Origin of the sequence: Massilia rubra, from assembly GCF_011682065.1 — a bacterium.
Classification (GTDB): Bacteria; Pseudomonadota; Gammaproteobacteria; order Burkholderiales; family Burkholderiaceae_D; genus Telluria_A; species Telluria_A rubra.
This window is the reverse complement of sequence record NZ_VUYU01000015.1, coordinates 1-26612: the sequence shown is the minus strand read 5'-3', so window position 1 is coordinate 26612 and position 26612 is coordinate 1. Positions and strand designations below refer to the sequence as shown.

Here is a 26612-nt window from a genome sequence, read left to right as displayed (position 1 = left end):
CGTGCAAGCGAGCATCACGCAATCCGCATTCGGCCACCTGCCCGACGGCAGGGCGGCCACCTTGTTCACACTGACCAATCCAAACGGGCTGCTGCTGAAGATCACCGATTTCGGCGGCATCATCACCGAAATCCACACGCCCGACCGCCACGGCGCGCTGGCCGACATCACGCTCGGCTTCGACACGCTGGCGCCGTATGTGAAAGAGTCGCCGTACTTCGGCGCCCTGATCGGGCGCTACGGCAACCGCCTGCGCGACGGCCGCTTCACGCTCGACGGCCAGGTGGTGCAACTGCCCGCCAACGACGGCACGCACCACCTGCACGGCGGCGAGCAGGGCTACCACCGCGTGCTGTGGCGCGCGATCCCCTTCCAGGAAGGCGATTCGGTCGGCCTGACCTTGATCTACCGCAGCCGTGACGGCGAGCAGGGCTATCCCGGCACGCTCGACGTGACCGTGGTATACGAGCTGACGGCCGGCGACGAGCTGGTGGTGACGTTCGACGCGGTGACCGACAAGGCGACGCCGGTCAACCTGACCCAGCACGCGTACTTCAACCTGGCGGGCCAGGGCGACATTCTCGGCCATCTGCTGCGGATCGACGCCGACGCCTACACGCCGATCGACAGCACCCTGATTCCGACCGGGGAACTGGCGCCGGTGGCCGGCACCGCGTTCGACTTTCGCACGCCGCACCCGATTGGCGAGCGCATCGGTATTGAAGATGAACAACTGCGCCACGGCAGCGGCTACGATCACAATTTCGTGCTCAACAAACCGGCCCCCAGGGCGATGACCCTGGCCGCGCGTGCGCACGAGCCGGTCTCGGGCCGGGTGCTCGAACTGTTCACCGAGGAACCGGGCGTGCAATTTTACAGCGGCAATTTCCTCGACGGCAGCTTGACGGGCAAGGGCCAGGCCTATGGCTATCGCAGCGGCTTTTGCCTCGAACCCCAGCACTTTCCCGATTCGCCCAACCAAAGCGCATTTCCGAATACCATCTTGCGCCCCGGTGAAGAATATGCGACCGTATCCCGATACAAATTTTCGGTGGAGAAATGATGCTTGAGTTAATGGTCGACGCGAAAAATGCGCTGGGCGAATGCGTGCTGTGGTGCGAACGCAGCGGCAGGGTGTTCTGGACCGATATCCTCGGCTCCACCTTGTGGGCGCATCATCCGGCCACGGGTGTCACGCGCAGCTGGGCGATGCCGGAGCGGCTGGCCTCGTTCGCGCTGACCGATCACGACGAGCGCTTGCTGGTCGGGCTGGCGACGCGGCTGGCTTTTTTCGAGCTCGGGAGCGGGGAGGTGACGCCGGTCTGCGAGGTCGAGGCCGGGTTGACCACGCGCCTCAATGACGGGCGGTGCGATCGGCAGGGGCGTTTTGTGTTCGGCACCTTCAACGAAGTCGAGCCGCGCCTGCCGATCGGCGGCTTTTACCGGCTCAACCGCGACTTGCGCCTGGAGCGCCTGCCGCTGCCGCATGCGGCGATTGCCAACAGCATCTGTTTCAGTCCCGACGGCGCCACCATGTACTACTGCGATTCGCCGCAGCGGGTGATCCGTTGCTGCGACTACGACGTGGTCAGCGGAGCGCTGTCGAACTTGCGCGTGTTTGCGCAGGTCGAAGGTGAGGGCGAGCCGGACGGCTCGTGCGTCGATGCGCGCGGGTATCTGTGGAACGCCCAGTGGGGCGCGGGCAAGCTGGTGCGCTATGCGCCGGACGGCGCCGTCGACCGCACTGTGGCGTTGCCGGCCAGCCAGCCAAGTTGCGTGGCGTTCGGCGGGGCGCTGCTCGACCAGCTGTACGCGACCAGCGCGCGGGTGGGCTTGGCCAATCCGGGGGATGCCGATGGCGGGCTGTTCACGGGGACGGTGCCGGGCGTGCGCGGCTTGCCGGAGAGCCGGTTTGTCTGTTGATCGTTAGCTCTCGGTGGGCCTGACCGGGGCGAGGCTACATGACTCTACGTTCCTGTTCGTGTGATCGTTATGCGCTCTTTATCCCCAGCTCGATAGCGACGCGTCTCACTTCCGGGTGCAATGGCAGCGCCAGAGCGCCATCAAGGTGAATTTTTGGCTTCGCCCGGTCGAACAATACGAATGCCCGTCCCGTGTTGAGATGGCGTGCCATGTAGACGAATCCATCCACATGGGCAGGATGGTCGTGAATGGCTTTGGACCATCGTTGGGTCTTTTTATATGAGGCAGTCCCTGAAAATCCCGCATGCAGGCCAAGTCTTTTCAAAGCGGCGCCGGTGAAGTCGGCAAGCATCAATGGCGCGCCCGCAAAGCTGAGTACAAAGCGTGACTCTATGCGGTCCGCAACAATGTAATACCTACCGTTTTTTGGCCTCACATCGTGCAGCAATGTTTCGGCCACTGCGACAAGTAAGCCTTCGCCAAAGTAGCATGTGCCGAAAGCTGTCGGGGAGCCTGAATCGGGATCGTCGAAACGATTCGCACCGGACCGCCCGAAGTAGGGCTCACCGGAAGTGTGCCCTGACACACGCACAAGCATGGATGGCTGCACGCGTTTCAGGTGTAGTCGTTGCTTGAAAAAAGATGCGGAAGGCGAACTCAGCGGAGCGGCCGTCATCCTTATTCTTCCACCAGGCCCTGCGCCAGTGACAATATTCTATCCATCCGGGTTGGTATCACATCCAGTGGCCGCCTATTTCCCAAGGAAATACTCGGGGTGGTGAAGAAGGCAAATTTTATGCTGCCAGACAGGTCCGCAAGGGCCTTTGATATGGTCTCCAGATCGCGATGCTCGTACTTTGGGTCCGCAAAGAAAGCGGGATACAGCCGCTCGCCTTCCGGACCATTGACGCTGAACATGCGTTTCGCCCTGACGGCCGCACCGAGAGCCTGCGCAGTCATCCCCAGTCGCTCGCGCAAGGTCGACGACGATATGAGTCGCCCAGCCTTGACGTCCGCCATGCGCCTGGCGCGTTCCTGGCGCCGCAGTTCCTCCATGAGCAAACGCCCCTCGCTGGCGTCGTTCGTGGCTGTTGGCTGATCGGCCTGGAGCGATGCGATCAATTCCGACAGTTCCTTCTTCATTTCCCGAAAAATTGCGAGACGTTTTTCTTGGGGGACCGCGAGCGCGATCCTTTGATATGCCGGCGTAAACCAGGTGCGTCGTTGTTGGTCTTTTGAAAGTACCGGATCGGCAAACGTGGCAACTGCGTCAGCCAGCATTTGTGCCCCGCTTGCGAGCGGCTTTCGGGCGTGAATTTTCGCCTTTGGGGGAACACCCGTGGAAGTATTGCTCATGTCAGCTCCGTGGGCTGATGTCGTAGGCCCCAGTCTATCCCGCCAGGACAAAGAAAACAAACAATGCAAAAGCTGAAATCAATCCAAGGCTATTCGCAGGGGATTGATACCAATTCAGATATCACTATCGCCAAAAAAGTGATTGGAAAGGCATCCCAAGAATCTTTAGTATTCCCTCTATCGCTGCCGAACGACGACATGAGTTCGAGACGGCATCAGAATAACCAGGAGGAATACATGTCTGAGACGAAAAAGCCGAAATTGCGCTCCGCGGAGTGGTTCGGCACCCAGGATAAAAACGGTTTCATGTACCGCAGCTGGATGAAGAACCAGGGCATCCCCGACCACGAGTTTCAAGGCAAGCCGATCATCGGCATCTGCAACACCTGGTCCGAACTGACTCCCTGCAACGCCCACTTTCGCCAACTGGCCGAACACGTCAAGAAGGGCATCCTCGAAGCCGGCGGTTTCCCGGTCGAGTTCCCTGTGTTTTCCAACGGTGAATCGAACCTGCGCCCGACCGCCATGCTCACCCGCAACCTGGCCAGCATGGACGTGGAAGAATCGATTCGCGGCAATCCCATGGATGCCGTGGTGCTGCTGGTCGGCTGCGACAAGACCACCCCGGCCCTCTTGATGGGCGCGGCCAGCGTCGACCTGCCGACCATCGTCGTCAGCGGCGGTCCGATGCTCAACGGTAAGCTTAACGGCAAGAACATCGGTTCCGGCACCGCCGTCTGGCAGTTGCACGAACAGATGAAGGCCGGCACCATCACGCTGCACCAGTTCATGTCCGCCGAGTCCGGCATGTCGCGCTCGGCCGGTACCTGTAACACCATGGGTACGGCCTCGACCATGGCCTGCATGGCGGAAGCGCTCGGCACTTCGCTGCCGCACAACGCCGCCATTCCCGCCGTCGATTCGCGCCGCTACGTACTGGCGCATATGTCGGGCATCCGCATCGTCGAGATGGTGCAGGAAGACTTGCGCCTGTCCAAGATCCTCACGCGTGAAGCGTTCGAAAACGCGATCAAGGTCAACGCCGCGATCGGTGGCTCGACCAACGCCGTGATCCACCTGAAAGCGATTGCCGGGCGCATCGGCGTGCCGCTCGAGCTGGAAGACTGGACCGCGATCGGCAAGGGCACCCCCACCATCGTCGACCTGCTGCCGTCCGGGCGCTACCTGATGGAAGAGTTTTACTACGCCGGCGGCCTGCCGGGCGCTATCCGCCGCCTGGGCGAAGGCAACCTTCTGCCGCACAAGGATGCGCTGACCGTCAACGGCAAGAGCCTGTGGCAGAACTGCGAAGAAGCACCGATCTACGACGACGAGGTGATCCGTCCGCTGGCCAAGCCGCTGATCGAGGATGGCGGCATTTGCATCCTGCGCGGCAACCTGGCGCCGCGCGGCGCCGTGCTCAAGCCGTCGGCCGCCTCGCCGCACCTGATGAAACACCGCGGCAAGGCGGTCGTCTTCGAAGATTTCGAGCACTACAAGAGCCGCATCCTCGACCCCGACCTCGATGTCGATGCCGACTCGATCCTGGTGATGAAAAATTGCGGGCCGAAGGGGTATCCGGGCATGGCGGAAGTTGGCAACATGGGCTTGCCGCCCAAGTTGCTGGCCCAGGGCGTGACCGACATGGTGCGCATCTCGGACGCGCGCATGAGCGGCACCGCTTACGGCACCGTGGTGCTGCACGTGGCGCCGGAAGCGATGGCGGGCGGACCGCTCGGCATCGTGCAGGATGGCGACTTCATCGCGCTCGACTGCCACAACGGCAGCCTGAACCTGGACATTTCCGATGAAGAAATGGCCAGCCGCCTGGCCGCCCGTGCCGGATCGCAAGCGCCGGTGGCCAAGAGCGGCTACCAGAAGCTCTACATCGACCACGTGCTGCAGGCTGATGAAGGCTGCGACTTCGACTTCCTGCTCGGCAGTCGCGGCTCGGCCGTGCCACGCCATTCCCATTAACTTCAGCGGCGGTGTCAGGTCTGACATTCGGACACGGGCTCATCGGCTTTGCCGATGAGCCCGTGTCCGAATGTCAGACCTGACACCGCTGATGTACACGGAGACAAACCATGTTACTCGTCCAATTTACCAATGAAGCCGGCGCCCGCCGCGTTGCCGTGCTTGAGCAAGACCAACTGCGCGTCGTCGACGGCTACGCCAGCACCTACGCCCTGGCGCAACAAGCCATTGCCGGCAAGACCAGGCTGGCCGAGCTGGCCAGCGCCGCCATCGGCGCGGAAACCCATTCCTACGAAGCCGTGGCGAGCGCCGGCCGCCTGCTGGCGCCGCTCGACCATCTCGATGCCGCTCACTGCTACGTCACCGGCACCGGCCTCACCCACCTCGGCAGCGCCGATACGCGCGACGCCATGCACAAGAAAATCGGCGGCGACGTCGAGACCCTGAGCGACAGCATGAAAATGTTCCGCATGGGCGTGGAAGGCGGCAAGCCCACCGCCGGCGCGCGCGGCGTGCAGCCGGAATGGTTCTACAAGGGCGACGGCTCGGTGGTGCGCGCCAGCGGCCAGCCCTTGCAGATGCCCGAGTTCGCCCTCGATGGCGGCGAAGAGCCCGAAATCGCCGGCCTGTACCTGATCGGCGACGACGGCCAGCCGCACCGCCTCGGCTACGCCATCGGCAACGAGTTCTCGGACCACGTGACCGAGCGCCAGAATTACCTGTACCTGGCCCACTCCAAGCTGCGCAATTGTGGCCTCGGCCCGGCGCTGCTGGTGGGCGAACTGCCCGCCCACGTGGCCGGCACCTCGCGCATCATCGCCGCCGATGGCGCCGTGCGCTGGGAAAAGGCGTTTGTCAGCGGCGAGCAGAATATGTCGCACTCCATCGCCAACCTGGAATACCACCACTTCAAGTACGGCCTGTTCAACCGCGCCGGCGACGTCCACATCCATTTCTTCGGCACCGCCACCCTGAGCGTGGCCGACAACATCACGGTCCTGGCCGGCGAAACGTTCGAGATCGAATCTCCGGTGTTCGGCCCGGCCCTGCGCAACCGCCTCGACCGTCAGCAATCCACCTTTACGAAAGTGAACGCTTTATGACCATTACCGGTGAAGCACTGATCGGCGGACACGCAGTCCGCGGCAACGGCGGCTCCTTCCAGGCGTTCGACCCGTCCACGCGCGAGCCGATCGAACCGTCCTTCCACATGGTCGACGCCGCCCAGATCGACGAAGCGTGTCGCCTGGCGGAAGCGGCCTTCGATCCCTTCCGCGCGACCAGCAACGAGGCCCGCGCGACCTTCCTGGAAACCATCGCGGCCCAGATCCTGGAACTCGGTGACGAACTGATCGTGCGTGCGATGACCGAATCCGGCCTGCCGCGCGCCCGTCTCGAAGGCGAGCGCGGCCGCACCATGGGCCAGCTGAAACTGTTCGCCGACCTGCTGCGCGAAGGGTCGTGGGCCGATGTGCGGATCGACAGCGCCTTGCCGGAGCGCCAGCCGCTGCCGCGTCCCGACCTGCGCCTGCGCATGATCGGCCTCGGTCCCGTTGCCGTGTTCGCGGCAAGTAACTTCCCGCTGGCGTTTTCGGTTGCCGGTGGCGATACCGCCGCCGCGCTGGCCGCCGGCTGCCCGGTCGTGCTGAAAGCCCACTCCGCCCATCCCGGCACGTCCGAGCTGGTGGCGCGCGCCGTGGTCAAGGCGATTGCACTGTGCAAGTTGCCGGCAGGCGTGTTCGCCCTGTTGACGGGCACCGGCAACGGCATCGGCCAGGGCCTGGTGGCGCATCCGTCTATCAAGGCGGTTGGTTTTACCGGCTCGCGTTCGGGCGGACAAGCGCTGATGGCCGTGGCCGCCGCGCGTGCGCAGCCGATTCCCGTGTATGCGGAAATGAGCAGCATCAATCCGTTTTACCTGATGCCAGCGGCGCTGGCCGCGCGCGGCGAGCAGATCGCCACCGCCTTTGCCGGATCGATGACCATGGGCGTCGGCCAGTTCTGCACCAATCCCGGCCTCGTGCTGGGTTTGAAAGGGCCGGATTTCGACCGTTTTGCGGAGAAGGCAGCGCAGGCCTTATCGGGTATCGACGCCGGGACGATGCTGACGGCGGGCATCGCCTCGGCGTACCAGAGCGGCGTGCACAAGCTGGCGCAGCATGAGGCGGTCGATTCCTTGAAAGAAGCGACGCACGCGGAAGGCAAGGGCGGCCCCGCGCTGTTCCGCACCAGCGGCAAGGCCTTCCTGGGCGAACAGGCGCTGCATGGCGAAATTTTCGGACCGGCGTCGCTGCTGGTCGCGTGCGACAGCGTTGAAGAAATGCGCGCCATTACCGAGGGCCTGGAAGGGCAGCTGACCGCGACCGTGCAGATGGACGAGGGCGATACCGAACTGGTGCGTGCCTTGCTGCCTGTGCTCGAGCGCAAGGTGGGGCGGATTCTGGCCAATGGCATGCCGACCGGCGTGGAAGTATCGACCGCAATGGTGCATGGCGGACCGTTCCCGGCCACGTCGGACGGGCGCAGCAGCTCGGTGGGCACGGCGGCGATCCAGCGCTTTTTGCGGCCGGTGTGCTACCAGAACCTGGCGCAGGGTTTGCTGCCGGAAGTGCTGCGCGATGTCAATGCGGGCGTATGGCGCCGCCGGGATGGGGCGCTGACGAAGGATTAAGCAGCGTAGCCCTCGCGCAGGCGCTCCCGCTAAATCCAGCTCCGTCATCCCCGCGCAGGCGGGGATCCAAGTTCGCACCGTAGCAATAGGCTGGTCAACGAACTTGGGTTCCCGCCTACGCGGGAACGACGGTGGAAATCGCGGGGACGACGACATAAAAACGTTGGAGACACCATGAAAAAATCAGCCACCTACCCAAGCCTCTCAGGCAAGCGGGTCTTCATCACCGGCGGCGGCACCGGCATCGGCGAGTCGCTGGTCGCGTCCTTCGCCGCCCAGGGCGCGCAGGTCGCCTTTGTCGACATCGTGCGCGACGCCAGCGAAGCGCTGTGCCTGCGCGTGGCCGAATCCGGCGCCCCCGCACCGCTGTTTCGCCACTGCGACATCACCGATATCCCTGCCCTGCAAGCGACCATGGCCGAACTGGCCGCGCAACTGGGCGATTTCGACATCCTGGTCAACAACGCCGCCAACGACCAGCGCCACCAGACCGAAGACGTCAGCGTCGCGTTCTACGACCAGCGCATCGCCATCAACCAGCGCCCCATGTTCTTCACCTGCCAGTCGGTCCTGGCCGGCATGAAGAAAAAGGGCGCCGGCTCGATCATCAACGTCGGCTCCATGTCCTGGCACGCCAAGAACGGCGGCTACCCGGTCTACACCGCCACCAAGGCGGCCACCGTCGGCCTCACGCGCGGCCTGGCGCGCGACTTCGGCGCCCATGGCATCCGCGTCAACACAGTCACGCCCGGCTGGGTCATGACCCAGCGCCAGCTCGACCTGTGGGTCGATGAAGCCGGCAAGGCCGACATCAAGCGCAACCAATGCCTGCCCGGCCCGCTGATGCCCGACGACGTCGCGGCCATGATCCTGTTCCTCGCCTCGGACGACAGCGCCATGTGCACCGGCCAGGATTTCGTAGTCGATGCCGGCTGGATTTAAGACACTACCTACAATAAAAAAGATTCAGGAGACAAACATGCACATCATCAAACGCAGCATCGCCGCCATCAGCCTGGTGACCGTCAGCGCGTGGCCGGCGTTCGCCGCGGTCAACGTGACCATCGACGCCGGCAAGCCCGGTCCGGTCATCAACAAGAATGTCTACGGCCAGTTCGCCGAACACCTCGGCACCGGCATCTACGAAGGCATGTACGTCGGCACCAGTTCCAACATCCCCAACACCAAAGGCTGGCGCAACGACGTCATCGGCGCCTTGAAACAACTGCACGTGCCGCTGGTGCGCTGGCCGGGCGGCTGCTTCGCCGATGAATACCACTGGAAAGACGGCGTCGGCCCGCGCGCCAAGCGTCCGGTCAAGGTCAACACCAACTGGGGCGGGGTGGAAGAGAGCAACGCCGTTGGCACCCACGAATTCTTCGATCTGGTCGACCTGCTGGGCGCCGACGCCTACGTCAACGGTAATCTCGGTTCCGGCACCGTGCAGGAAATGGCGGACTGGGTCGAATACATGACCTCTGACAGCAAATCGAGCCTGGCCAACCTGCGCCGCAAGAATGGGCACGAGAAGCCGTTCAAGGTCGCGTACTTCGCCATCGGCAACGAGGCCTGGGGTTGCGGCGGCAACATGACGCCTGAGCACTACACCAATCTGTACAAGAATTACGAAACGATGCTCAAGGCGCCGAAGGAAAGCCGGCCCCTGATGATCGCCAGCGGCGGCAACGATCATGACACCAAATGGACCGATGTGATCAGCAAGAACGCCAAGGGGCAGACCTCGGCCATCAGCTTCCACTACTACACCATCCCGACCGGCAAGTGGGAAGGCAAGGGCGCAGCCACCGGCTTTGCCGAGCCACACTGGATCTCGACCCTGGCGAATACCTTGAAAATCGATTCGATGATCAAGAACAACATCGCCGTGCTGGACAAGAATGATCCGGAGAAGAAAATCGGCTTGTACGTGGATGAGTGGGGCACCTGGTACGACGTGGAAACCGGCACCACGCCCGGCTTCCTGTACCAGCAGAACACCTTGCGCGATGCGGTGGTGGCTGCGCTCAACTTCAACATTTTCCACCAGCACGCCGACCGCGTTCACATGACCAATATTGCGCAGATGGTCAATGTGCTGCAGGCCATGATTCTGACGGAAAAGGACAAGATGCTCCTGACCCCGACCTATCACGCCTTCCACATGTATGTGCCGTTCCAGGACGCGACCTCGTTGCCGGTGACGGTGGTGGACGATACGGCGTACACCTTGGGCGAGACCACCATTCCGGGTATCAGCGCATCGGCGGCGCGCGCCAAGGATGGCAAGCTGTATCTGTCGCTGGTCAACACCAATCCGGGCAAGCCGGCTGATGTGGTGGTGAATGTGTCGGGTAAACAATTGGCTGCGGCGACTGGCCGCGTGCTGACGGCAACAGCCATGGACGCGCACAACACCTTCCAGAACCCGCAGGCCATCAAACCGGCGCCGTTCAGTGCCAAGGCGAGTGGCGGTAAACTGACGGTGACGGTGCCGGCGAAAGCGGTTGTGGTGGTGGCGCTGGAAGGGTAACCAGCTTCCTTTTCCCTCAGTCTCAAACCTCGTCGTTCCCGCGCAGGCGGGAACCCAAGTACGTAGCGCCGCCTGTGACTACGGTACTAACTTGGGTTCCCGCCTGCGCGGGAACGACGGGAAGTTGTTCATTCGGAGATTACTATGCAGTCACTGATCCCATCTCTTCTCTGCGCCGCCAGCCTGCTCTTCACCACCGCCGCCCATGCCAAACAAGTCAGCGTCCACGACCCCGTCATGGCCAAGGAAGGCAATACCTTCTACCTGTTCAGCACCGGCCCCGGCATCACCTTCTACAGTTCGCCAGACATGCGCAACTGGAAGGAAGAAGGCCGCGTCTTCCCGGGCCAACCCACCTGGGCCAAACAGGCCGCCCCCAGCTTCAACGACCACATCTGGGCGCCGGATGTCTATTTCCACGACGGCAAATACTACCTCTACTATTCCGTCTCCGGCTTCGGCAAAAACACCTCCGGTATCGGCGTGACCACCAACGCCACCCTGAACCCGCGCGCCGCTAACTACCAATGGCAAGACCAGGGCATGGTCCTGCAATCGATCCCCGGCCGCGACAACTGGAACGCCATCGACCCCAACATCGTCGACGACAGCAGCGGCACGCCCTGGATGTCGTTCGGCTCGTTCTGGAGCGGCATCAAGATGGTCAAGCTGGACGCCTCGCGCACGCGCCTGGCCGAGCCGCAAGCCTGGCACACCATCGCCCAGCGCACGCGCCCGGCCGGCGTGCCCGAGGAAGAAGCCGGCCCGGCCGAAATCGAAGCCCCGCACATCCTCAAAAAGAACGGCTACTATTACCTGTTCGTCTCCTGGGGCCTGTGCTGCAAAAAGGAAGCGAGCACTTACCACGTGGTCATGGGCCGCTCGAAACAGGTCACCGGCCCCTACCTCGACCGCAGCGGCAAGGACATGGCCAGGGGCGGCGGCTCCTTGCTCATCGACGGCAACGCGCAATGGAAAGGCGTCGGCCACAACAGCGCCTACACCATCGACGGCAAGGACTTGCTGGTCATGCATGCCTACGAAACCGCCGACAACTACCTGCAAAAGCTCAAGATTCTCGACATCAAGTGGGACAAGGACGGCTGGCCCACAGTCGACCCGCAAGACTTGAATCGCTACCAGAGCAAGCAACAATAAGGCGGTCATGAAACGACATTTCCTGGCGGCGGCGCTGATGGCGGCTTGCGCGATGCCTGTCGCTACGCCTGCAACGACGACGCACGCAGCATGCTGATCGCACTGTCGGACTGGGCCTTGAAGCTCATCGCCGCGCTGACACCCGAACAGATGCACACCATGCTGCGCAGCGAGCACGGTGGAATATCTGCCCTCGACGCCGGGCGCAAGTTCGATGTACTGGTCAATGGCGAGACGGTTGCATCGCTTGACCTCGAGGCGTCTCCGGGACAGGAAATATACACGCGCGATGTTGCGATTCCGAAGTCCATCGTGGCTGTCTCAGGCGGCAAGCTGGTCGTGAAGTTTGTTGCAAAGCCCGGTTCGTTGGCTGGAGGGTTGTATGGCGTCCGCTTATTGCGAAGCCTTTGATCCACCCCGTCGTTCCCGCGCAGGCGGGAACCCAAGTTCGTGGAGTAGCCACCAACGGTTCGACAAACTGGGATTCCCGCCTGCGCGGGAACGACGGCGGTGAAAGTAACGCTCCAAGTCGATACCAATTTCGATATCACATCGATCAAAAAATTGATTGGATGACTATGTGACTTTCTCATAAGATAGGGCAATAAAAAGGAGTCCCGAATTCCACCCCCTAATAAACAGGAGACAAACATGAACATCACCCGCAGGGCCGTTCTGGCCACCGCATTGCTCGGCGCTTTCGCCGCTTTCCCGGCGCTGGCCGCCAAACCGCTGACCATCGGCTTTTCCCAGGTCGGCGCCGAAAGCGAATGGCGCACCGCCAACACCATTTCGATCAAGGACGCGGCCAAGAAGGAAGGCGTCAACCTCAAATTTGCCGACGCCCAGCAGCGCCAGGAAAACCAGGTCAAGGCGATCCGCTCCTTCATTGCCCAGCGCGTCGATGTCATCGCCTTCTCGCCGGTCGTTGAATCCGGTTGGGAAACCGTGCTGCGCGAAGCCAAAGCCGCCAAAATCCCGGTCATCCTCACCGATCGTGCTGTCAACGTCACCGATCCGACCCTGTACGCCGCTTTCATCGGTTCCGATTTCGTGGAAGAAGGCCGCCGCGCCGCTCGCTGGCTGGTCGAACGTGCCGCCAAAACGCCCGATCGTACCTTCAACATCGTTGAATTGCAGGGAACCGTCGGCTCCGCACCGGCCATCGACCGCAAGAACGGCTTTGCCGAAGTCATCGCCGCCAATCCCAAGCTGAAAATCACCCGTTCCCAGACCGGCGACTTTACCCGCGCCAAGGGCAAGGAAGTGATGGAAGCCTTCCTCAAGGCGCAGGGCAAGGATATCCAGGTGCTCTACGCGCATAACGACGACATGGCCATCGGCGCCATCCAGGCCATCGAAGAAGCCGGCCTGAAACCGGGCGTCGATATCCTCGTCATTTCGATCGACGGCGTCAAAGGCGCGTTCCAGGCTATGATCGCCGGCAAGATGAACGTCACCGTCGAGTGCAGCCCGCTGCTCGGGCCGCAACTGATGTCGATCGCGCGCGATGTCGTGGCCGGTAAACCTGTGCCGAAGCGCATCACAACGGTCGAGGGCGTGTTCCCGGCTGAAGTGGCTGCCAAGGAACTGCCGAACCGCAAATACTAGGCCCGGCCATGATCAAGGCACCGAACGCCGCCGCTCCGGTGCTGGAGCTGCACGGCATCAGCAAGCAGTTTCCCGGCGTGAAGGCGCTCAGCGATGTGGGCCTGACCCTGTATGCGGGGCAAATCCACACCCTGATGGGCCAGAACGGCGCCGGCAAGTCCACCTTGATCAAGGTGCTGACCGGCGTGTACGCGCCCGACAGCGGCACCATTGTCATGGAAGGGCGGGAAATCCGCCCCGGCTCGACCCAGGATGCGCAGCGCCTGGGCATCAGCACGGTGTACCAGGAAGTCAATCTGTGCCCGAACCTGTCGGTGGCCGAGAATATCTTCATCGGCCGCTATCCGCGCAAGTTCGGCATGGTGGACTGGGGCGGCATGCGCGCGCAGGCGGCCAGGCTGCTGGAACAGCTGGAAGTGCGCATCGACGTGCGCGCCCAGTTGTCCAGCTTTCCGCTGGCGATCCGGCAGATGGTGGCGATTTCGCGCGCGCTCAATATTTCCGCGCGGGTGTTGATTCTCGACGAGCCAACCTCCAGCCTCGACGAAGCCGAAGTGCAGTTGCTGTTCCGTGTGCTGCGCAAACTGCGCGACCAGGGCATGGCGATCCTGTTCGTGACCCATTTCCTGGACCAGACCTACGCGATTTCGGACCGCATCACCGTCATGCGCAACGGCGAGCGCGAGGGCGAGTACGCCTGCGCCGAGCTGTCGCGCCTGGCGCTGGTGAACAAGATGGTCGGTGCGCCCGACGCCAGCGAGCATCCGGCCGAGCTGGTGCATCCTGGCGCCGCCCAGGAACCGCCAGCCGTCCTGATGCAAGCGCGTGGCCTGGGACGCAAGGGCGCGCTGGCGCCGCTCGACCTGGATATCCGCGCCGGCGAAATGCTGGGCCTGTGCGGACTGCTCGGTTCCGGCCGCACCGAAGCGGCGCGCCTGCTGTTCGGGGCCGACAAGGCCGACAGCGGAACGCTGCGCATCGGCGAGCGCAGCCACCCCTTCGCTTCGCCGCGCGACGCCATCGAAGCGGGCATCGGCTTTTGCTCCGAAGACCGCAAGCACGAAGGCGCCATTCTCGAGCTGTCGGTACGCGAAAACATGATGTTGGCCTTGCAGGCGCGCGCCGGCATGCTGCGCGCCATTCCGCTGCATCAACAAGAGGCGCTGGCGCGCGATTATGTGAAGTGGCTGGGCATTAAAACGGCCGATATCGACACGCCGATTGGTTCTCTGTCGGGCGGCAACCAGCAGAAAGTGCTGCTGGCGCGCTGGCTGGTAACCAAGCCGGCGATGCTGATCCTCGACGAACCAACGCGCGGCATCGACGTGCGCGCCAAACAGGAAATCATGGATTACGTGAGTGGACTTTGTCGTAAAGGGATGGCAATTCTGTTCATCTCCTCCGAACTCCCCGAAGTTTTGCGCTGTAGCGACCGCCTGGTCGTCCTACGTGATCGCAAGGCCTGCGGCGAATACCAGCGCGGCGAACTGGACGACACGTCCGTGCTGCAAGTGATCGCCGGGGAAGCGGCATGATGGCCGCACCGGTCCAGGCCGCCGCAAAAGAAAACGCCACGCCGGCGCTGGCGTCGCTGCTGCGCCATCCGCTGTTGCGCCCGCTGGCGGCGCTGGCGGTGCTGCTGTTGATCGACCTGGTCGCCATCCCCGGTTTCTTTCACGTCTCCATCAAGGATGGCCACCTGTACGGCAGCCTGATCGACATCGTCAACCGCGCCGCCCCGCTCATGCTGGCCGCGCTCGGCATGACCCTGGTGATCGCCACGCGCGGCATCGATATTTCGGTGGGCGCGGTGGTGGCGCTGTCGGGCACGGTGGCGGCCATGCTGATCGGCGGCGGTCCGCAAGCCGAAACGCCGCTGGTCTGGGCCATGGCGGCCGCCATCGGCGCGGCCCTCCTGTGCGGGCTGTGGAACGGGGTGCTGGTCTCGGCGCTGGGTTTGCAGCCGATCGTCGCCACCCTGATCCTGATGGTGGCGGGCCGGGGACTGGCGCAGTTGCTCACCGATGGACAGATCGTCACGGTCTACTACGAACCCTTCTTTTTCCTCGGCGGCGGCTATTTTGCCGGCCTGCCGTTTTCGCTGACCGTGGTGGCGCTGGTGTTCGCGGTCATCGCGCTGATGATGCGCAAGACCGCGCTCGGCCTGTTCATCCAGGCGGTCGGCATCAACCCGGTGGCGGCGCGCCTGGCGGGCCTGAAGACGGCCTCGCTGATGATCTTCGTGTACGTGTTTTGCGCCGCCTGCGCCGGCCTGGCCGGGCTGATGATCAGCTCGAATATCAAAAGCGCCGACGCCAATAATGCCGGCCTGCTGCTCGAACTCGACGCCATCCTGGCCGTCACCCTGGGCGGCACCTCGCTCGCCGGCGGCAAGTTCAGCCTGGTCGGCAGCGTGATCGGCGCGCTCATCATCCAGACCTTAACTTACACCATCTACTCGCTCGGCGTGCCGCCGGAAGTGAACATGGTGGTCAAGTCGGTGGTCGTGTTCCTCGTTTGCCTGTCGCAATCGGCGGAGTTCAAACAATTGTTTTCGCGTGCGAGGACTGCATGAAGTCGCCTTACTTTACGCCGCTGGTCACGGTCGTCCTGCTGCTGGCCATGCTCGGCATCGGCGGCGCCGTGTATCCGGGCTTGCTGTCGGTCCAGGTGATCCTGAATCTGCTGATCGATAACGCCTTCCTGCTGGTGCTGGCGATCGGCATGAGCTTTGTGATTTTGTCCGGCGGCATCGACCTGTCGGTCGGCTCGGTGCTGGCGCTGGCCACCATGATCTCGGCCTGGCTGCTGCAAGTGGCGCACTGGCCGCCGCTGGCGGTGATCGCCCTGGTCCTGCTGCTGGGCGCGCTGTTCGGCGGCGGCATGGGCGCCATGATTCATTACTTCAAGCTGCAACCGTTCATCGTGACCCTGGCCGGCATGTTCCTGGCGCGCGGCCTGTGCTACCTGATCAGCATTAACTCGATCACCATCGAAGATCCGCTGTACCTGGCCATGTCGCAAACCCAGCTCGGCTTTTTGGGCGGCTTTGTGTCTCCGAGCGCGCTCATTGCACTGGTGATGCTGGCGCTGGCCATTTTCCTGGGCCACTTTACCGCCTTCGGGCGCGGCGTGTATGCCATCGGCGGCAACGAGCAATCGGCCCTGATGATGGGCTTGCCGGTGGCGCGCACCAAAGTGCTGGTGTACGCCTTCAGCGGCTTTTGCGCGGCGCTGGCGGGCGTGCTGTTTTCGTTCTACATGCTGTCCGGCTACGGCCTGCATGCGCAGGGCACCGAGCTGGACGCCATCGCGGCGGTGGTGATCGGCGGCACCTTGCTCAGCGGCGGGTATGGCTACGTGGCCGGTGCGCTGTCCGGCGTGCTGGTGCTGGGCACGATCCAGACCCTGATCGCCTTCGACGGCACGCTCAGCTCGTGGTGGACCAAGATCGTGATCGGCGCCTTGCTGTTCATCTTCTGCGTGGTGCAGCGCCTGATGGCCATGGGCGCGGCGCGGCGCGCGGCGGGCTGACACCCTGCGCGGGCCGCCCTGCGCGGGTCGCCCTGACGTGGGCCGCCCTGCGCGGGTCGCCCGATCTCATTCTAACGACAAGCAACAGGAGACAACAATGATCAAGTACGCACTGGGCGCACTCGCGCTCGGCTTCGCCACGGGCATCGCTTCGGCCGCCAACCCCATCATCAGCAATATCTTCACGGCCGACCCGGCCGCCCTGGTCGACAAGGGCCGCGTGTATCTGTACGTCGGGCACGATGAAGCGACAGCGGACGGCAAGGATTACGTCATGAATGAATGGCGCGTGTATTCCTCATGCGACATGAAAACCTGGAAAGACCACGGTTCGCCGCTGCAGTTTTCCACCTTCACATGGGCCGGGCGCGATGCCTGGGCCGGCGATGTGACCAAGCGCGACGGCAAATACTATTTCTATTCCACGGTCGACCACAAGACCATTCCCGGCAAGGCGATCGGCGTGGCCGTGTCCGACAGCCCGACCGGCCCCTTCGTGGACGCGCGCGGCAGCGCCTTGGTCAGCAACGACATGACCAAGCACACCGACATTTTGTGGGACGACATCGATCCGGGTGTCTTCATCGATACCGATGGCCAGGCCTGGCTGTACTGGGGCAATACGGTGCTCAAATACGCCAAACTCAAGCCCAATATGACCGAGCTGGACGGCCCGATCATGAGCCTCGCGATCGATTCCTTCACCGAAGCGCCGTACGTGCACAAGCGCGGCGCCACGTATTACCTGTCGTACTCGCGCTTTTTTCCCGAAGAGATGGTCTACGCCACCAGCGCCAGCCCGGCCGGTCCGTGGACCTTCAAAGGCGTGATCATGGACAAGAACGACAAGGTCAAGACGATTCACCAGGCCATCATCGACTTCAACGGCAAGTCCTATGTGTTCTATCACAACGCCAAATTGCCCGGTGGCGGCGAATTCCGCCGTTCGGTGGCGCTCGAGGAACTTCATTACAACCATGATGGCAGCATCAAGTTCGTGCCGCAGACGGCCAGCGGGCCGGCCGCCAATCCGTCGCCGGGCTGCCAATGATATCCAGATCGGTATGTTGCAACGCATATCGATATCAATCAGGGGTATGATTCAATGATGGAGACACTCAACCCCAACTGGTTTTTGAAGGCGCGCCTGAAAACGCGCCAGCTGCTGCTGCTGATCGCGCTCGACGACCACCGCAACATCCACCGCGCCGCCGAGGCGCTGCACATGACCCAGCCGGCGGCGTCGAAACAGATCAAGGATCTGGAAGAGATGCTCGACGTTAAGCTGTTCGAGCGCCTGCCGCGCGGCATGGAGCCCACCATGTTCGGCGAAACCATGGTGCGCCACGCCCGCATGGCGCTGACCAGCCTGGCGCTGGCGCACGACGACATCGTCGCCCTCAAAGCCGGGCTGGCCGGGCAGGTCGAGGTGGGCGTGATCATGACGCCCGCCATGGCGCTGCTGCCGCGCGCGATCGCGCGCATCAAGGAGCAGGCGCCGATGCTGCGGATCGGCGCGCATATGGAGACGAGCAATATCCTGATCGACAAGCTGCAGCACGGCATGCTCGACTTCATGATCGGGCGCATCCTCGAAAAAGACAATTCCGCCGGCCTGATCTACGAAGAACTGAACGAGGAGCCGGCCTGCGCGGTCGTGCGCGTGGGCCATCCGCTGCTCGGCGTCGACCAGCTCGAACTGAAGCACATCGCCGACCAGCCCTGGATCCTGCCGCCGCACGGCAGCATCTTGCGGCACCGCTTCGACATGATGTTCCGCCGCGCCGGGCTCGACATTCCCGTGAACGTGGTCGACACCACCGCGCTGCTCCTGATCACGGCGCTGCTGCAGCAGACCGATTCGCTGCATGTGATGCCGGTCGAGGTGGCGCGCTATTACGCCTCGCTCAAGGTGCTGAGCATCCTGCCGATCGAGTTGCCGTGCAAGATGGATGCCTTCGGTATCATTCGCCAGAAAGACCATTTGCTGTCGCCGGGCGCGGAGCTGCTGTTGCAGGCGGTGCGCGAGACGGCGCAGGAAATGGTTTGATGCGGCTGGCGTACCTTACATTTGCTGCTGCTGGGTCGCAACGAAATTGGGCTCCCGCCTGCGCGGGAGCGACGAATGTATCTCTTTAGGGAGTATTTGGATGAGCAACGACATTACCCCCGCGCGTCCGCGCGAGATCACCCTGCGTTTCCTGGCCGAGCCGACCGACGTCAACTTCGGCGGCAAAGTCCACGGCGGCGCCGTGATGAAATGGATCGACCAGGCCGGCTATGCCTGCGCGGTCGGCTGGAGCGGTTATTACTGCGTCACCGTGTATATCGGCGGCATCCGCTTCTATAAACCCATCTTCATCGGCCAGATCGTCGAAGTCAAGGCGATGATTGTCCATACAGGCAACTCGAGCATGCATATCGCCATCGATGTCTCGGCTACCGAGCCGAAGACCGGTGCGCGCAAGCGCACCACGCGCTGCCTGGTGGTGTTCGTGGCGGTCGACAATGCCGGCGACACCGTCAAGGTGCCGTCCTGGACCCCGGTCGACGAGGACGACAAGCGTTTCGAGCAGTACGCCATCCACATGGCTGCCTTGCGCAAAGAACAAGAAGAAGAGTTGCTCGCCACCGAAACAAGCCCGGCTGTGTGACAATAGCGCCACACTTTGTGGTTTTTCGGTGAAAATTTTTCAGTTTCCAAACAGTTATGTTCGCTACCGAACCGAACCTGTGTTGTGATTAAGGAATAGTGGATACCGAGCTAAGCACAAAGGCATTAGCGATAACGACATCAGCGATAAACCAACGGGTAGGCCAAGTCTGCCCGCAACACACATACGAGAGAATACAACATGACCCTGACTAAGAAAATCGGTACTCTGAGCGCAATCGGTTTCGCCATGCTGGCAGCACAAGCATCGGCACAAGACCAATTCGTGAATCCAGAGTGGGCAAATACCGCGACCTACATCGGCGCTGGTATCGGCCAGTCGCGCAGCTACACCAAAGCGGCTCCAGTGATCAAAAACCTGAACAGTCAAGGCGGGTTCGTCAATTCGTGGAGCACCGACGAAAAAGACGTTGGTTACAAATTGTTCGTTGGTAAGCAACTGAGCCGCTACTTCGCAGTAGAAGCTGGTTTCTTTGACCTGGGCAACTTCAACGTCCAAACCCGCAACAACCTGGGCGGCGTCATGAACGCTGAACAGAAGTACAAAGGCGTGAACCTGGACCTGATCGCACAAGTGCCGATGAGCGAGCGTTTCTCGGTCTACGGCCGTGCCGGTATGCATTACACCAAAGCGACCACCCAATTCTCGGGTAACCGCGCTGTTGGCCTGTTCGCTGGTAAGTCGAGCGAGAAGAAGCTGAACCCGAAATTCGGCGTTGGCCTGGAATACAAATTCACCGAAGCGCTGGCCCTGCGCGCCGAAGCTGAAAACTATCGCATCGACGACGCACTGCGCAGCAACGGTAACACCAAGCTGTACTCGATGAACCTGGTCTACAAACTGGGTCGTCCGGCAGCATCGGCGCCAATGCCAGCACCAGCGCCAGCACCAATGCCGGAAGCGACGCCAGCACCGGCGCCAGCACCAATGCCAGCACCAGCGCCGGCCCCAGTGCCAGTGTCGGAAAAAGTCTCGTTCGCTGCTGAAGCCCTGTTCGACTTCGACAAATCGGTTGTCAAGCCAGAAGGCAAAGCAGCCCTGGACGATCTGCTGAACAAGCTGCAAGGCATGAACACCGAAGTGATGGTTACCGTTGGCCATACCGATTCGGTCGGTTCGGATGCTTACAACCAGAAACTGTCGCTGCGCCGCGCTGAAGCTGTCAAAGCTTACATCGTGTCGAAAGGTGTTGAAACGTCGCGCGTCTACACCGAAGGCAAGGGCGAGTCCCAGCCAGTTGCTGACAACAAATCGGCTGAAGGCCGCGCTAAAAACCGTCGCGTGACGGTTGAAGTGGTCGGTACCCGTACCGCCAAGTAATCCTTCGCCTCACTAAAAAAGCCGCCGCGCCCCTTGGGGCCGGCGGCTTTTTTGCGTTTACGGCTGAGTGTGTTGTTGGAGTAATGAATATTCCTCAATTAAAAAGGCTATGTACGGTGGCGAACGGAGCGGGGCATGACAAAAGGCAATAGTGACTGACGTTGCTGTTTTCCGGCTACAAGCTCACCCGAAGGAACCAGAATGACTATCAAAAAACACGCGACGGCACTCATGTGCGTCGTCGGATTGCTCGCAGTTTCTTTCCTCGCCGCCTGCGGCGGGGGCGGGGACCAGGGGCGTGACCCGATTCTCGGCCAGGCCGCCGCCAACCTGGTCAGCGTTGCCGTCACACCAGCCAACGCCACCGTGCTGACCGCCGAGACGCGTCAGTTCACCGCTACCGCCACCTACGCCGATGGTTCGTCGCGCGATGTGACGGCCGACTCGGCCTGGTTGTCGGCCTCGCCCGGCATTGCCGGCGTGAGCCCGGCCAAAGGCCTGGCCACCGGCATCAGTTCCGGCAGCGCCGCCATCAGCGCCACCTTTTCCAGCAAAAGCGGCGCCGCCACCCTGGTCGTGACGACCCCGTTGCCGCCGCCGCCGCCCGTGGTGACCCTGTTGTCGATCACGGTGACGCCGTCGAGCGCGACCATCGCGCCCGGTGCGACCCAGCAATTTGTCGCCATCGGCAACTACTCGGATAAATCGACCGCCATCATCACCAATTCGGTGACCTGGACGTCGGGCACGACTGCCAACGGCACCATCGTGGCGTCCGGCATGGCGACCGGCGTCGCAGCCGGCAGCACCACCATCAGCGCCAGCAGCGGCGGCCAGGTCGGCGGCGCCGTGCTCAATGTCACCGTGCCACCCGTGATTCCGGTCACGCCACCGATCACGCCACCGGTTGTGCCGCCCGTGGTGCCGCCTGTTGTCGGTCCGATCGAACCTCCCGGCGTGCCGCAAGTGCCAACCGTCCCACCGGTCGTGCCGCCTACCTCGGGCATCAGTCTCGGTCGCGCCGCCAACTTTGCCGTGCTCGCGGGTACCTCGATTACCAATAATTCCGGTGGCACCACCCTGGTCACCGGCGATGTCGGCGCGCCGTCGCAAACCACCGCGCCGGTCCAGGCCGCCGGTTACGCCAACTACAGCTCGGGCCAGATCCTGGCCGGCGCGCTGGAAGACTTGCAGATTGCGGTCACCAGCGCCAACGGTCAAACCTGTACCGTCAATTCGGCTTCGGGTGTCGATCTCGGTGGCCTGGTGCTCACTCCCGGCGTGTATTGCTATGCAGGCGCCATCAGCATTACCGGCACCTTCACGCTCAACGGTCCGGGCGTGTACATCTTCCGCACCGCCTCCACGCTCAACAGCACGGCCAACGCCGTGGTCGCACTGAGCGGCGGCGCCTCGGCTTCCAGCGTGTACTGGATCCCGGCCGGACCGACCACCCTGGGCGCGAACGGCGTCTTCAAGGGATCGATCCTGAGCCAGTCGGCCGCCATTACCGTCGGTGACAACACGACCCTGCTGAGCGGTCGTACGCTGAGCGGCGCCGCGGTTACCCTGCGCAATAATCAGATCAGCAAATAAGCCGACCTTCCATTTTTCCGAAAGAACATCATGACATTAGCAAAACACATCGGCGCCCTGAGCGTCATCGGCTGCGCCCTGCTGGCAAGCCAGGCCGCCCGGGCCGACGAGCCCTTCGTCAATCCGGAGTGGGCCAACAGCGCCTGGTACATTGGCGCCGGCATCGGCCAGTCGCGCGCCAACATCGACAATGAACGCCTGACCCGCAGCCTGACCGCCAACGGCGCCAGCCTGTCGTCCTTCAAGGTCGACGAGCGCGACCTGGCCTACAAGCTGTACGTCGGCAAGCAACTGAACCGCTACTTTGCGATCGAGGCAGGCTTTTTCGACCTGGGCAAGTTCGGCTTCGACGCCACCACCTCGCAAAATGGCAGGCTGGTCGGCGAAGCGGGTTTTCGCGGCGTCAACATGGACCTGGTGGGGCAGTTGCCCCTGTCCGATCGCTTCTCTGTGCTGGGCCGGGTCGGCATGAACTACGCCAAGGCCAGCACCCACTTCAGCGGCAACCGCCTGTTCGCGGTGACCAATCCCAATCCGAGCGAGCGCAAGCTCAATGCCAAGGCGGGGCTGGGGCTGGAATACAAATTCAGCGAAGCGCTGGCGCTGCGCGCTGAAGTCGAGCGCTACCGCGTCAACGACGCCGTCGGCAATCGCGGCGATGTCGACATGGCGTCGCTGAATCTTGTGTACAAGCTCGGCCGCCCGGCGGCGAGCCGCCCGGTCCCGGTCGCGCCGATGGCGCCAGCCGCACCGAGCGTGACGCCGGCGCCGGCCATCGTCCAGCCGGCCCCGGCCGCGCCGGTTGCCGTCTCGGAAAAAGTCTCGTTTGCCGCCGAAGCGCTGTTCGACTTCGACAAGTCGGTGGTCAAGCCGGAAGGCAAAGCGGCACTGGACGATCTGCTCAACAAGCTGCAAGGCATGAACACCGAAGTCATGGTCACCGTCGGCCACACCGACTCGGTCGGTACCGACGCTTACAACCAGAAACTGTCGCTGCGCCGCGCTGAAGCGGTCAAAGCCTACATCGTCTCGAAAGGTGTTGAAGCCTCGCGCGTCTACACCGAAGGCAAGGGTGAAACGCAACCGGTCGCCGACAACAAAACCGCCGAAGGGCGCGCCAAGAACCGCCGCGTGACGGTGGAAGTGGTCGGCACCCGCAGCGTCAACAAGTAACTCACCCGCAACAATTTCTTAACCGAGGTCAGACCCCGGTTTAACCCGCCGACATCCGTTCTTTCCCAAACTTGGGTGGGAACGGAGGTCGGCGGGACATTTCCGTTGTATTTAAGTACAATGTTGCCGATCTTTAAGTCGTTATGTTCGCTATCGAACAGAATAGCGCGGTGCGTAAGATAATCATGTCGGATACACCTCGTAACGGCGAGAAATTTTCATTCCCAAGGACGCTTTAATGAACATCCAAAAATATACAAGAACTTTGCTCTGCACAACCGGCCTGCTGGCTGCGGCGGTGCTTGCCGCCTGCGGCGGCAGCAGCGACCACGGCCGTGATCCGATCCTGGGCCTGCCGGCTGCGGAATTGGTCAGCGTCAGCGTCACCCCGGCCACGGCCACCGTTCTGGTCGGCGCCAGCCAGCAATTCCTGGCCACCGCCAGCTACGCCGACGGTACCTCGCGCAACGTGACCAACCTGTCGACCTGGGCCTCGGCCTCGCCGGCCATCGCCCAGGTTAGCCCTGCGGGCGGCCTGGCTACCGGCCTGACCCCTGGCAGCGCAGCCATTACTGCCGCTTTCGGTGCTAAAACCGGCGCCGCCACCCTGCGCGTCGAGGCCATGACGCCCGTCACGCCACCCGTGGTAGTGAGCCTGACCGGCCTGTCGGTGACCCCGGCCAGCGCCAGCGTCCGTGTCGGCGCCAGCCAGCAGTACACCGCGATCGCCACCTATTCCGACAGCTCGACCGCCGTCATCACGAACAATGTGAACTGGGTCTCGGGCAGCACGGCAATTGCCACCATCGCCCAATCGGGCAGCGCCACCGGCGTTGCCGTCGGCAATGCCGTGATCACGGCCAGCTCCGGCGACAAGAGCGCCACCGCAGCGCTGACTGTCACGCCTGCGCTGATCATCGACCCGCCGCCGGTCGTCGTGGTGCCGCCTGTCGTCGTTCCACCAGTCGTGGTGCCGCCAGTCGTGGTGCCACCAGTGACCGTACCGCCGGTCACCACGCCACCGGTGGTTGACTTTCCGAGCGATGGCGGCATTGGCCTGGGCAGCATCAACGAATTCGCCGTGTTGGCGCGCACCACCATTACCAACAACGCCGGCGGCACGACCTTCGTGACAGGTAACGTTGGCGGCCCTGTGCAAAATGTGGAACCGCCGCAAGCGATCGGTTACATCAACGTCAAATCGGGTTTCGAGCTGAGCCGTCCTTTCGAGGACCTGCAAGTGGCCGTTATCAATGGTAACAACCGTCCTTGCACCGTCCTTTCGGATACCGGCATCGACCTCGGCGGCCTGGTGCTGAAACCTGGCGTGTACTGCTACTCGGGCGCCATCAACCTGACCGGCAAGCTGACCCTGAACGGCAGCGGCGCTTACATCTTCCGCGCCAAGTCGAACCTGACCACGGCTGCCAATTCGATCGTCGAACTGACCAATGGCGCGTCGCACAACAATGTGTTCTGGATTCCTTTCGGCGAAACCAATCTGGGCGCCAAGAGCGCGTTCCAGGGCACCATCCTCGCCGGCGGCGAAGACATCAAGGTTGGCGACGGTGCGTCGGTCCTGAACGGTCGTTTGTTGAGCGGCAAGGCTGTCGTCCTGCTCAATAACAAAATCACCAAATAAAAAAACTTTCGAGAGAATACAATGACATTCACAAAAAAAGCCGGCCTTGTGGGCGCCATCGGTTGCGCCCTGGTAGCCGGGCAGGCGACGGCGGCGGACGACGTCTTCATCAATCCGGAATGGGCTAACAGCGCCTGGTACGTGGGCGGCAATGTCGGCCAGTCGCGCGCCAATATCGACGACGTGCGCCTGATCCGCAGCCTGACCGCCAACGGCGCCGCGCTGACCAACTTCACGGCCGATGAAAAAGATGTCGGCTACAAGCTGTACGTCGGCAAGCAGCTGAACCAGTACTTCGCGGTCGAAGCGGGCTTGTTCGACCTGGGCAAGTTCGGCTTCAAGTCGACCACCACCCAGAACGGCACGCTCAACGGCGAAGCCGGTTTCCGTGGCGCCAACCTGGACTTGGTGGCGCAAGTGCCGCTGTCGCAGCGTTTCTCGGTGTTCGGCCGCGCCGGCATGAACTATGCCAAAGCGACCACGCGCTTTAACGGCAACCGCCTGTTCGCGGTGACCAATCCGAGCCCGAGCGAGCGCAAGCTCAACGCCAAGGCCGGTTTCGGCCTGGAATACAAGTTCAGCGAAGCGCTGGCCTTGCGCGGCGAAGTCGAGCGTTACCGTGTCAACGACGCCGTGGGCAACCGCGGCGATGTCGACCTGTTCTCGGTTGGCCTGGTCTACAAGATCGGTCGTCCGGCCGCCCGCCCGGTTGCCGCCCCGGTTGAACCGCCGCCGCCGGCGGTAGTGCCAACCGTCGCGCCAGCGGCGGCCCAGCCGCCGGTCGAGCCAGCCAAGCCGGTGCCGACGTCGGAAAAAACCACCTTCTCGGCCGAAGCCCTGTTTGCCTTCGACAGCGCAGTGCTGCGTCCGGCGGGCAAGGCATCGCTCGACGAGTTGCTCGGCAAGCTGCAAGGCATGGATACCGACGTCATGATCACGGTCGGCCACACCGACTCGATCGGCAGCAACGCGTACAACGAGAAGTTGTCGCTGCGCCGCGCCGCGTCGGTGAAGACCTACCTGGTATCGAAAGGCGTCGACGCCGCGCGCGTGTACACCGAAGGCAAGGGCGAAACCCAGCCGGTAGCCGACAACAAAACCGCTGAAGGCCGCGCCAAGAACCGCCGCGTGACGGTGGAAGTGGTCGGCATGCGCCGCTAAGCCGATCCGGCTGGCTGTGCAAAAAACCGCCGGGCTGCGCGCCCGGCGGTTTTTTTACGTTCTATCGATCAATTTTCGTGTGGCAGCCCCACGGGTGTCAGGTCTGACATTCGGACACGGGCCCAACAATACACGGCACCCACCCCCGCCCACCCCCGCCGGTGTCAGGTCTCTTAAGAAACAACACCGCCGCCCCCTCCCGGCCATGGTGTTGTTCATGCGGTAGCCGGGGTAAGTGTCATGCCCAACTGTTCCGCGCGTTTTGCAAGATTGCGTAGCAGGCGG

Annotated in this window: 23 protein-coding genes; 21 read left to right on the top strand and 2 right to left on the bottom strand. The window is 62.7% G+C overall.

Going from position 1 to position 26612, the window contains the following annotated elements:
• Position 1 precedes the first annotated feature (1 nt).
• Entirely contained in the window at positions 2-1063 is a 1062-nt protein-coding gene (locus F0185_RS20855) for an aldose epimerase family protein (protein ID WP_167227705.1), read from the top strand.
• Positions 1060-1923 carry an SMP-30/gluconolactonase/LRE family protein gene (locus tag F0185_RS20850; RefSeq protein WP_167227703.1) on the top strand — a complete coding sequence of 288 codons (864 nt, stop codon included), beginning with the start codon at positions 1060-1062 and terminating at the stop codon, positions 1921-1923. The genes F0185_RS20855 and F0185_RS20850 overlap by 4 nt, the downstream gene beginning before the upstream one ends.
• Positions 1924-1990: 67 nt before the next feature.
• Here the strand turns inward: F0185_RS20850 and F0185_RS20845 are convergent, their stop codons facing one another.
• Both F0185_RS20845 and F0185_RS20840 read right to left on the bottom strand, forming a co-directional pair.
• Positions 1991-2521, bottom strand: a complete 531-nt coding sequence (locus tag F0185_RS20845) for an RES family NAD+ phosphorylase (RefSeq protein WP_223164547.1) — start codon at positions 2519-2521, stop codon at positions 1991-1993.
• A gap of 80 nt (positions 2522-2601) precedes the next feature.
• On the bottom strand, positions 2602-3279 hold the full coding sequence (locus F0185_RS20840) for a hypothetical protein (RefSeq protein WP_167227700.1): 678 nt from the start codon (positions 3277-3279) through the stop codon (positions 2602-2604).
• Between the two features lie 237 nt (positions 3280-3516).
• On the opposite strand from F0185_RS20840, the gene F0185_RS20835 reads away from it, so the two are divergent.
• The 19 genes from F0185_RS20835 to F0185_RS20745 all read left to right on the top strand — a co-directional run bounded on the left by F0185_RS20835 (position 3517) and on the right by F0185_RS20745 (position 26327).
• A complete protein-coding gene (locus F0185_RS20835; RefSeq protein WP_166891833.1) occupies positions 3517-5256 on the top strand; it encodes an IlvD/Edd family dehydratase in 1740 nt (579 codons plus the stop codon).
• Between the two features lie 110 nt (positions 5257-5366).
• Positions 5367-6359, top strand: a complete 993-nt coding sequence (araD1, locus tag F0185_RS20830; protein WP_167227699.1) for an AraD1 family protein — start codon at positions 5367-5369, stop codon at positions 6357-6359.
• On the top strand, positions 6356-7927 hold the full coding sequence (locus tag F0185_RS20825; RefSeq protein ID WP_167227697.1) for an aldehyde dehydrogenase (NADP(+)): 1572 nt from the start codon (positions 6356-6358) through the stop codon (positions 7925-7927). The genes araD1 and F0185_RS20825 overlap by 4 nt, the downstream gene beginning before the upstream one ends.
• 174 nt (positions 7928-8101) lie before the next feature.
• A complete protein-coding gene (locus F0185_RS20820) occupies positions 8102-8869 on the top strand; it encodes an SDR family NAD(P)-dependent oxidoreductase (RefSeq protein WP_167227695.1) in 768 nt (255 codons plus the stop codon).
• Between the two features lie 37 nt (positions 8870-8906).
• A complete protein-coding gene (locus F0185_RS20815) occupies positions 8907-10457 on the top strand; it encodes an alpha-N-arabinofuranosidase (RefSeq protein WP_167227694.1) in 1551 nt (516 codons plus the stop codon).
• A gap of 144 nt (positions 10458-10601) precedes the next feature.
• Complete coding sequence (locus F0185_RS20810; RefSeq protein ID WP_167227692.1) at positions 10602-11615, top strand: arabinan endo-1,5-alpha-L-arabinosidase; 1014 nt, start codon at positions 10602-10604, stop codon at positions 11613-11615.
• A 90-nt stretch (positions 11616-11705) separates the two neighbouring features.
• Positions 11706-12026 (top strand): DUF6805 domain-containing protein, encoded by a 321-nt coding sequence (locus tag F0185_RS20805; RefSeq protein ID WP_167227690.1) that lies wholly within the window; start codon positions 11706-11708, stop codon positions 12024-12026.
• Between the two features lie 240 nt (positions 12027-12266).
• Positions 12267-13226, top strand: a complete 960-nt coding sequence (locus tag F0185_RS20800) for an ABC transporter substrate-binding protein (RefSeq protein ID WP_167227688.1) — start codon at positions 12267-12269, stop codon at positions 13224-13226.
• 8 nt (positions 13227-13234) lie between these two features.
• Positions 13235-14761 carry a sugar ABC transporter ATP-binding protein gene (locus F0185_RS20795; protein WP_167227686.1) on the top strand — a complete coding sequence of 509 codons (1527 nt, stop codon included), beginning with the start codon at positions 13235-13237 and terminating at the stop codon, positions 14759-14761.
• Complete coding sequence (locus tag F0185_RS20790) at positions 14761-15801, top strand: ABC transporter permease (protein ID WP_229477128.1); 1041 nt, start codon at positions 14761-14763, stop codon at positions 15799-15801. The genes F0185_RS20795 and F0185_RS20790 overlap by 1 nt, the downstream gene beginning before the upstream one ends.
• Positions 15798-16760: a galactofuranose ABC transporter, permease protein YjfF gene (gene yjfF, locus F0185_RS20785; RefSeq protein ID WP_167227682.1), complete on the top strand. Its 963-nt coding sequence runs from the start codon at positions 15798-15800 to the stop codon at positions 16758-16760. The genes F0185_RS20790 and yjfF overlap by 4 nt, the downstream gene beginning before the upstream one ends.
• Positions 16761-16857: 97 nt before the next feature.
• Positions 16858-17811 (top strand): glycoside hydrolase family 43 protein, encoded by a 954-nt coding sequence (locus F0185_RS20780; RefSeq protein ID WP_167227680.1) that lies wholly within the window; start codon positions 16858-16860, stop codon positions 17809-17811.
• A 57-nt stretch (positions 17812-17868) separates the two neighbouring features.
• A complete protein-coding gene (locus F0185_RS20775) occupies positions 17869-18810 on the top strand; it encodes a LysR family transcriptional regulator (RefSeq protein WP_167227678.1) in 942 nt (313 codons plus the stop codon).
• Positions 18811-18910: 100 nt separating this feature from the next.
• Positions 18911-19414: an acyl-CoA thioesterase gene (locus F0185_RS20770; protein ID WP_167227675.1), complete on the top strand. Its 504-nt coding sequence runs from the start codon at positions 18911-18913 to the stop codon at positions 19412-19414.
• Between the two features lie 201 nt (positions 19415-19615).
• Positions 19616-20755 carry an OmpA family protein gene (locus tag F0185_RS35485; RefSeq protein WP_167227673.1) on the top strand — a complete coding sequence of 380 codons (1140 nt, stop codon included), beginning with the start codon at positions 19616-19618 and terminating at the stop codon, positions 20753-20755.
• Positions 20756-20956: 201 nt separating this feature from the next.
• Positions 20957-22351 carry an ice-binding family protein gene (locus F0185_RS20760; protein ID WP_167227671.1) on the top strand — a complete coding sequence of 465 codons (1395 nt, stop codon included), beginning with the start codon at positions 20957-20959 and terminating at the stop codon, positions 22349-22351.
• Between the two features lie 30 nt (positions 22352-22381).
• Complete coding sequence (locus F0185_RS20755; protein ID WP_167227669.1) at positions 22382-23524, top strand: OmpA family protein; 1143 nt, start codon at positions 22382-22384, stop codon at positions 23522-23524.
• A gap of 238 nt (positions 23525-23762) precedes the next feature.
• Positions 23763-25166: an ice-binding family protein gene (locus F0185_RS20750; RefSeq protein ID WP_167227667.1), complete on the top strand. Its 1404-nt coding sequence runs from the start codon at positions 23763-23765 to the stop codon at positions 25164-25166.
• A 21-nt stretch (positions 25167-25187) separates the two neighbouring features.
• A complete protein-coding gene (locus tag F0185_RS20745; RefSeq protein WP_167227665.1) occupies positions 25188-26327 on the top strand; it encodes an OmpA family protein in 1140 nt (379 codons plus the stop codon).
• Positions 26328-26612 lie beyond the last annotated feature (285 nt).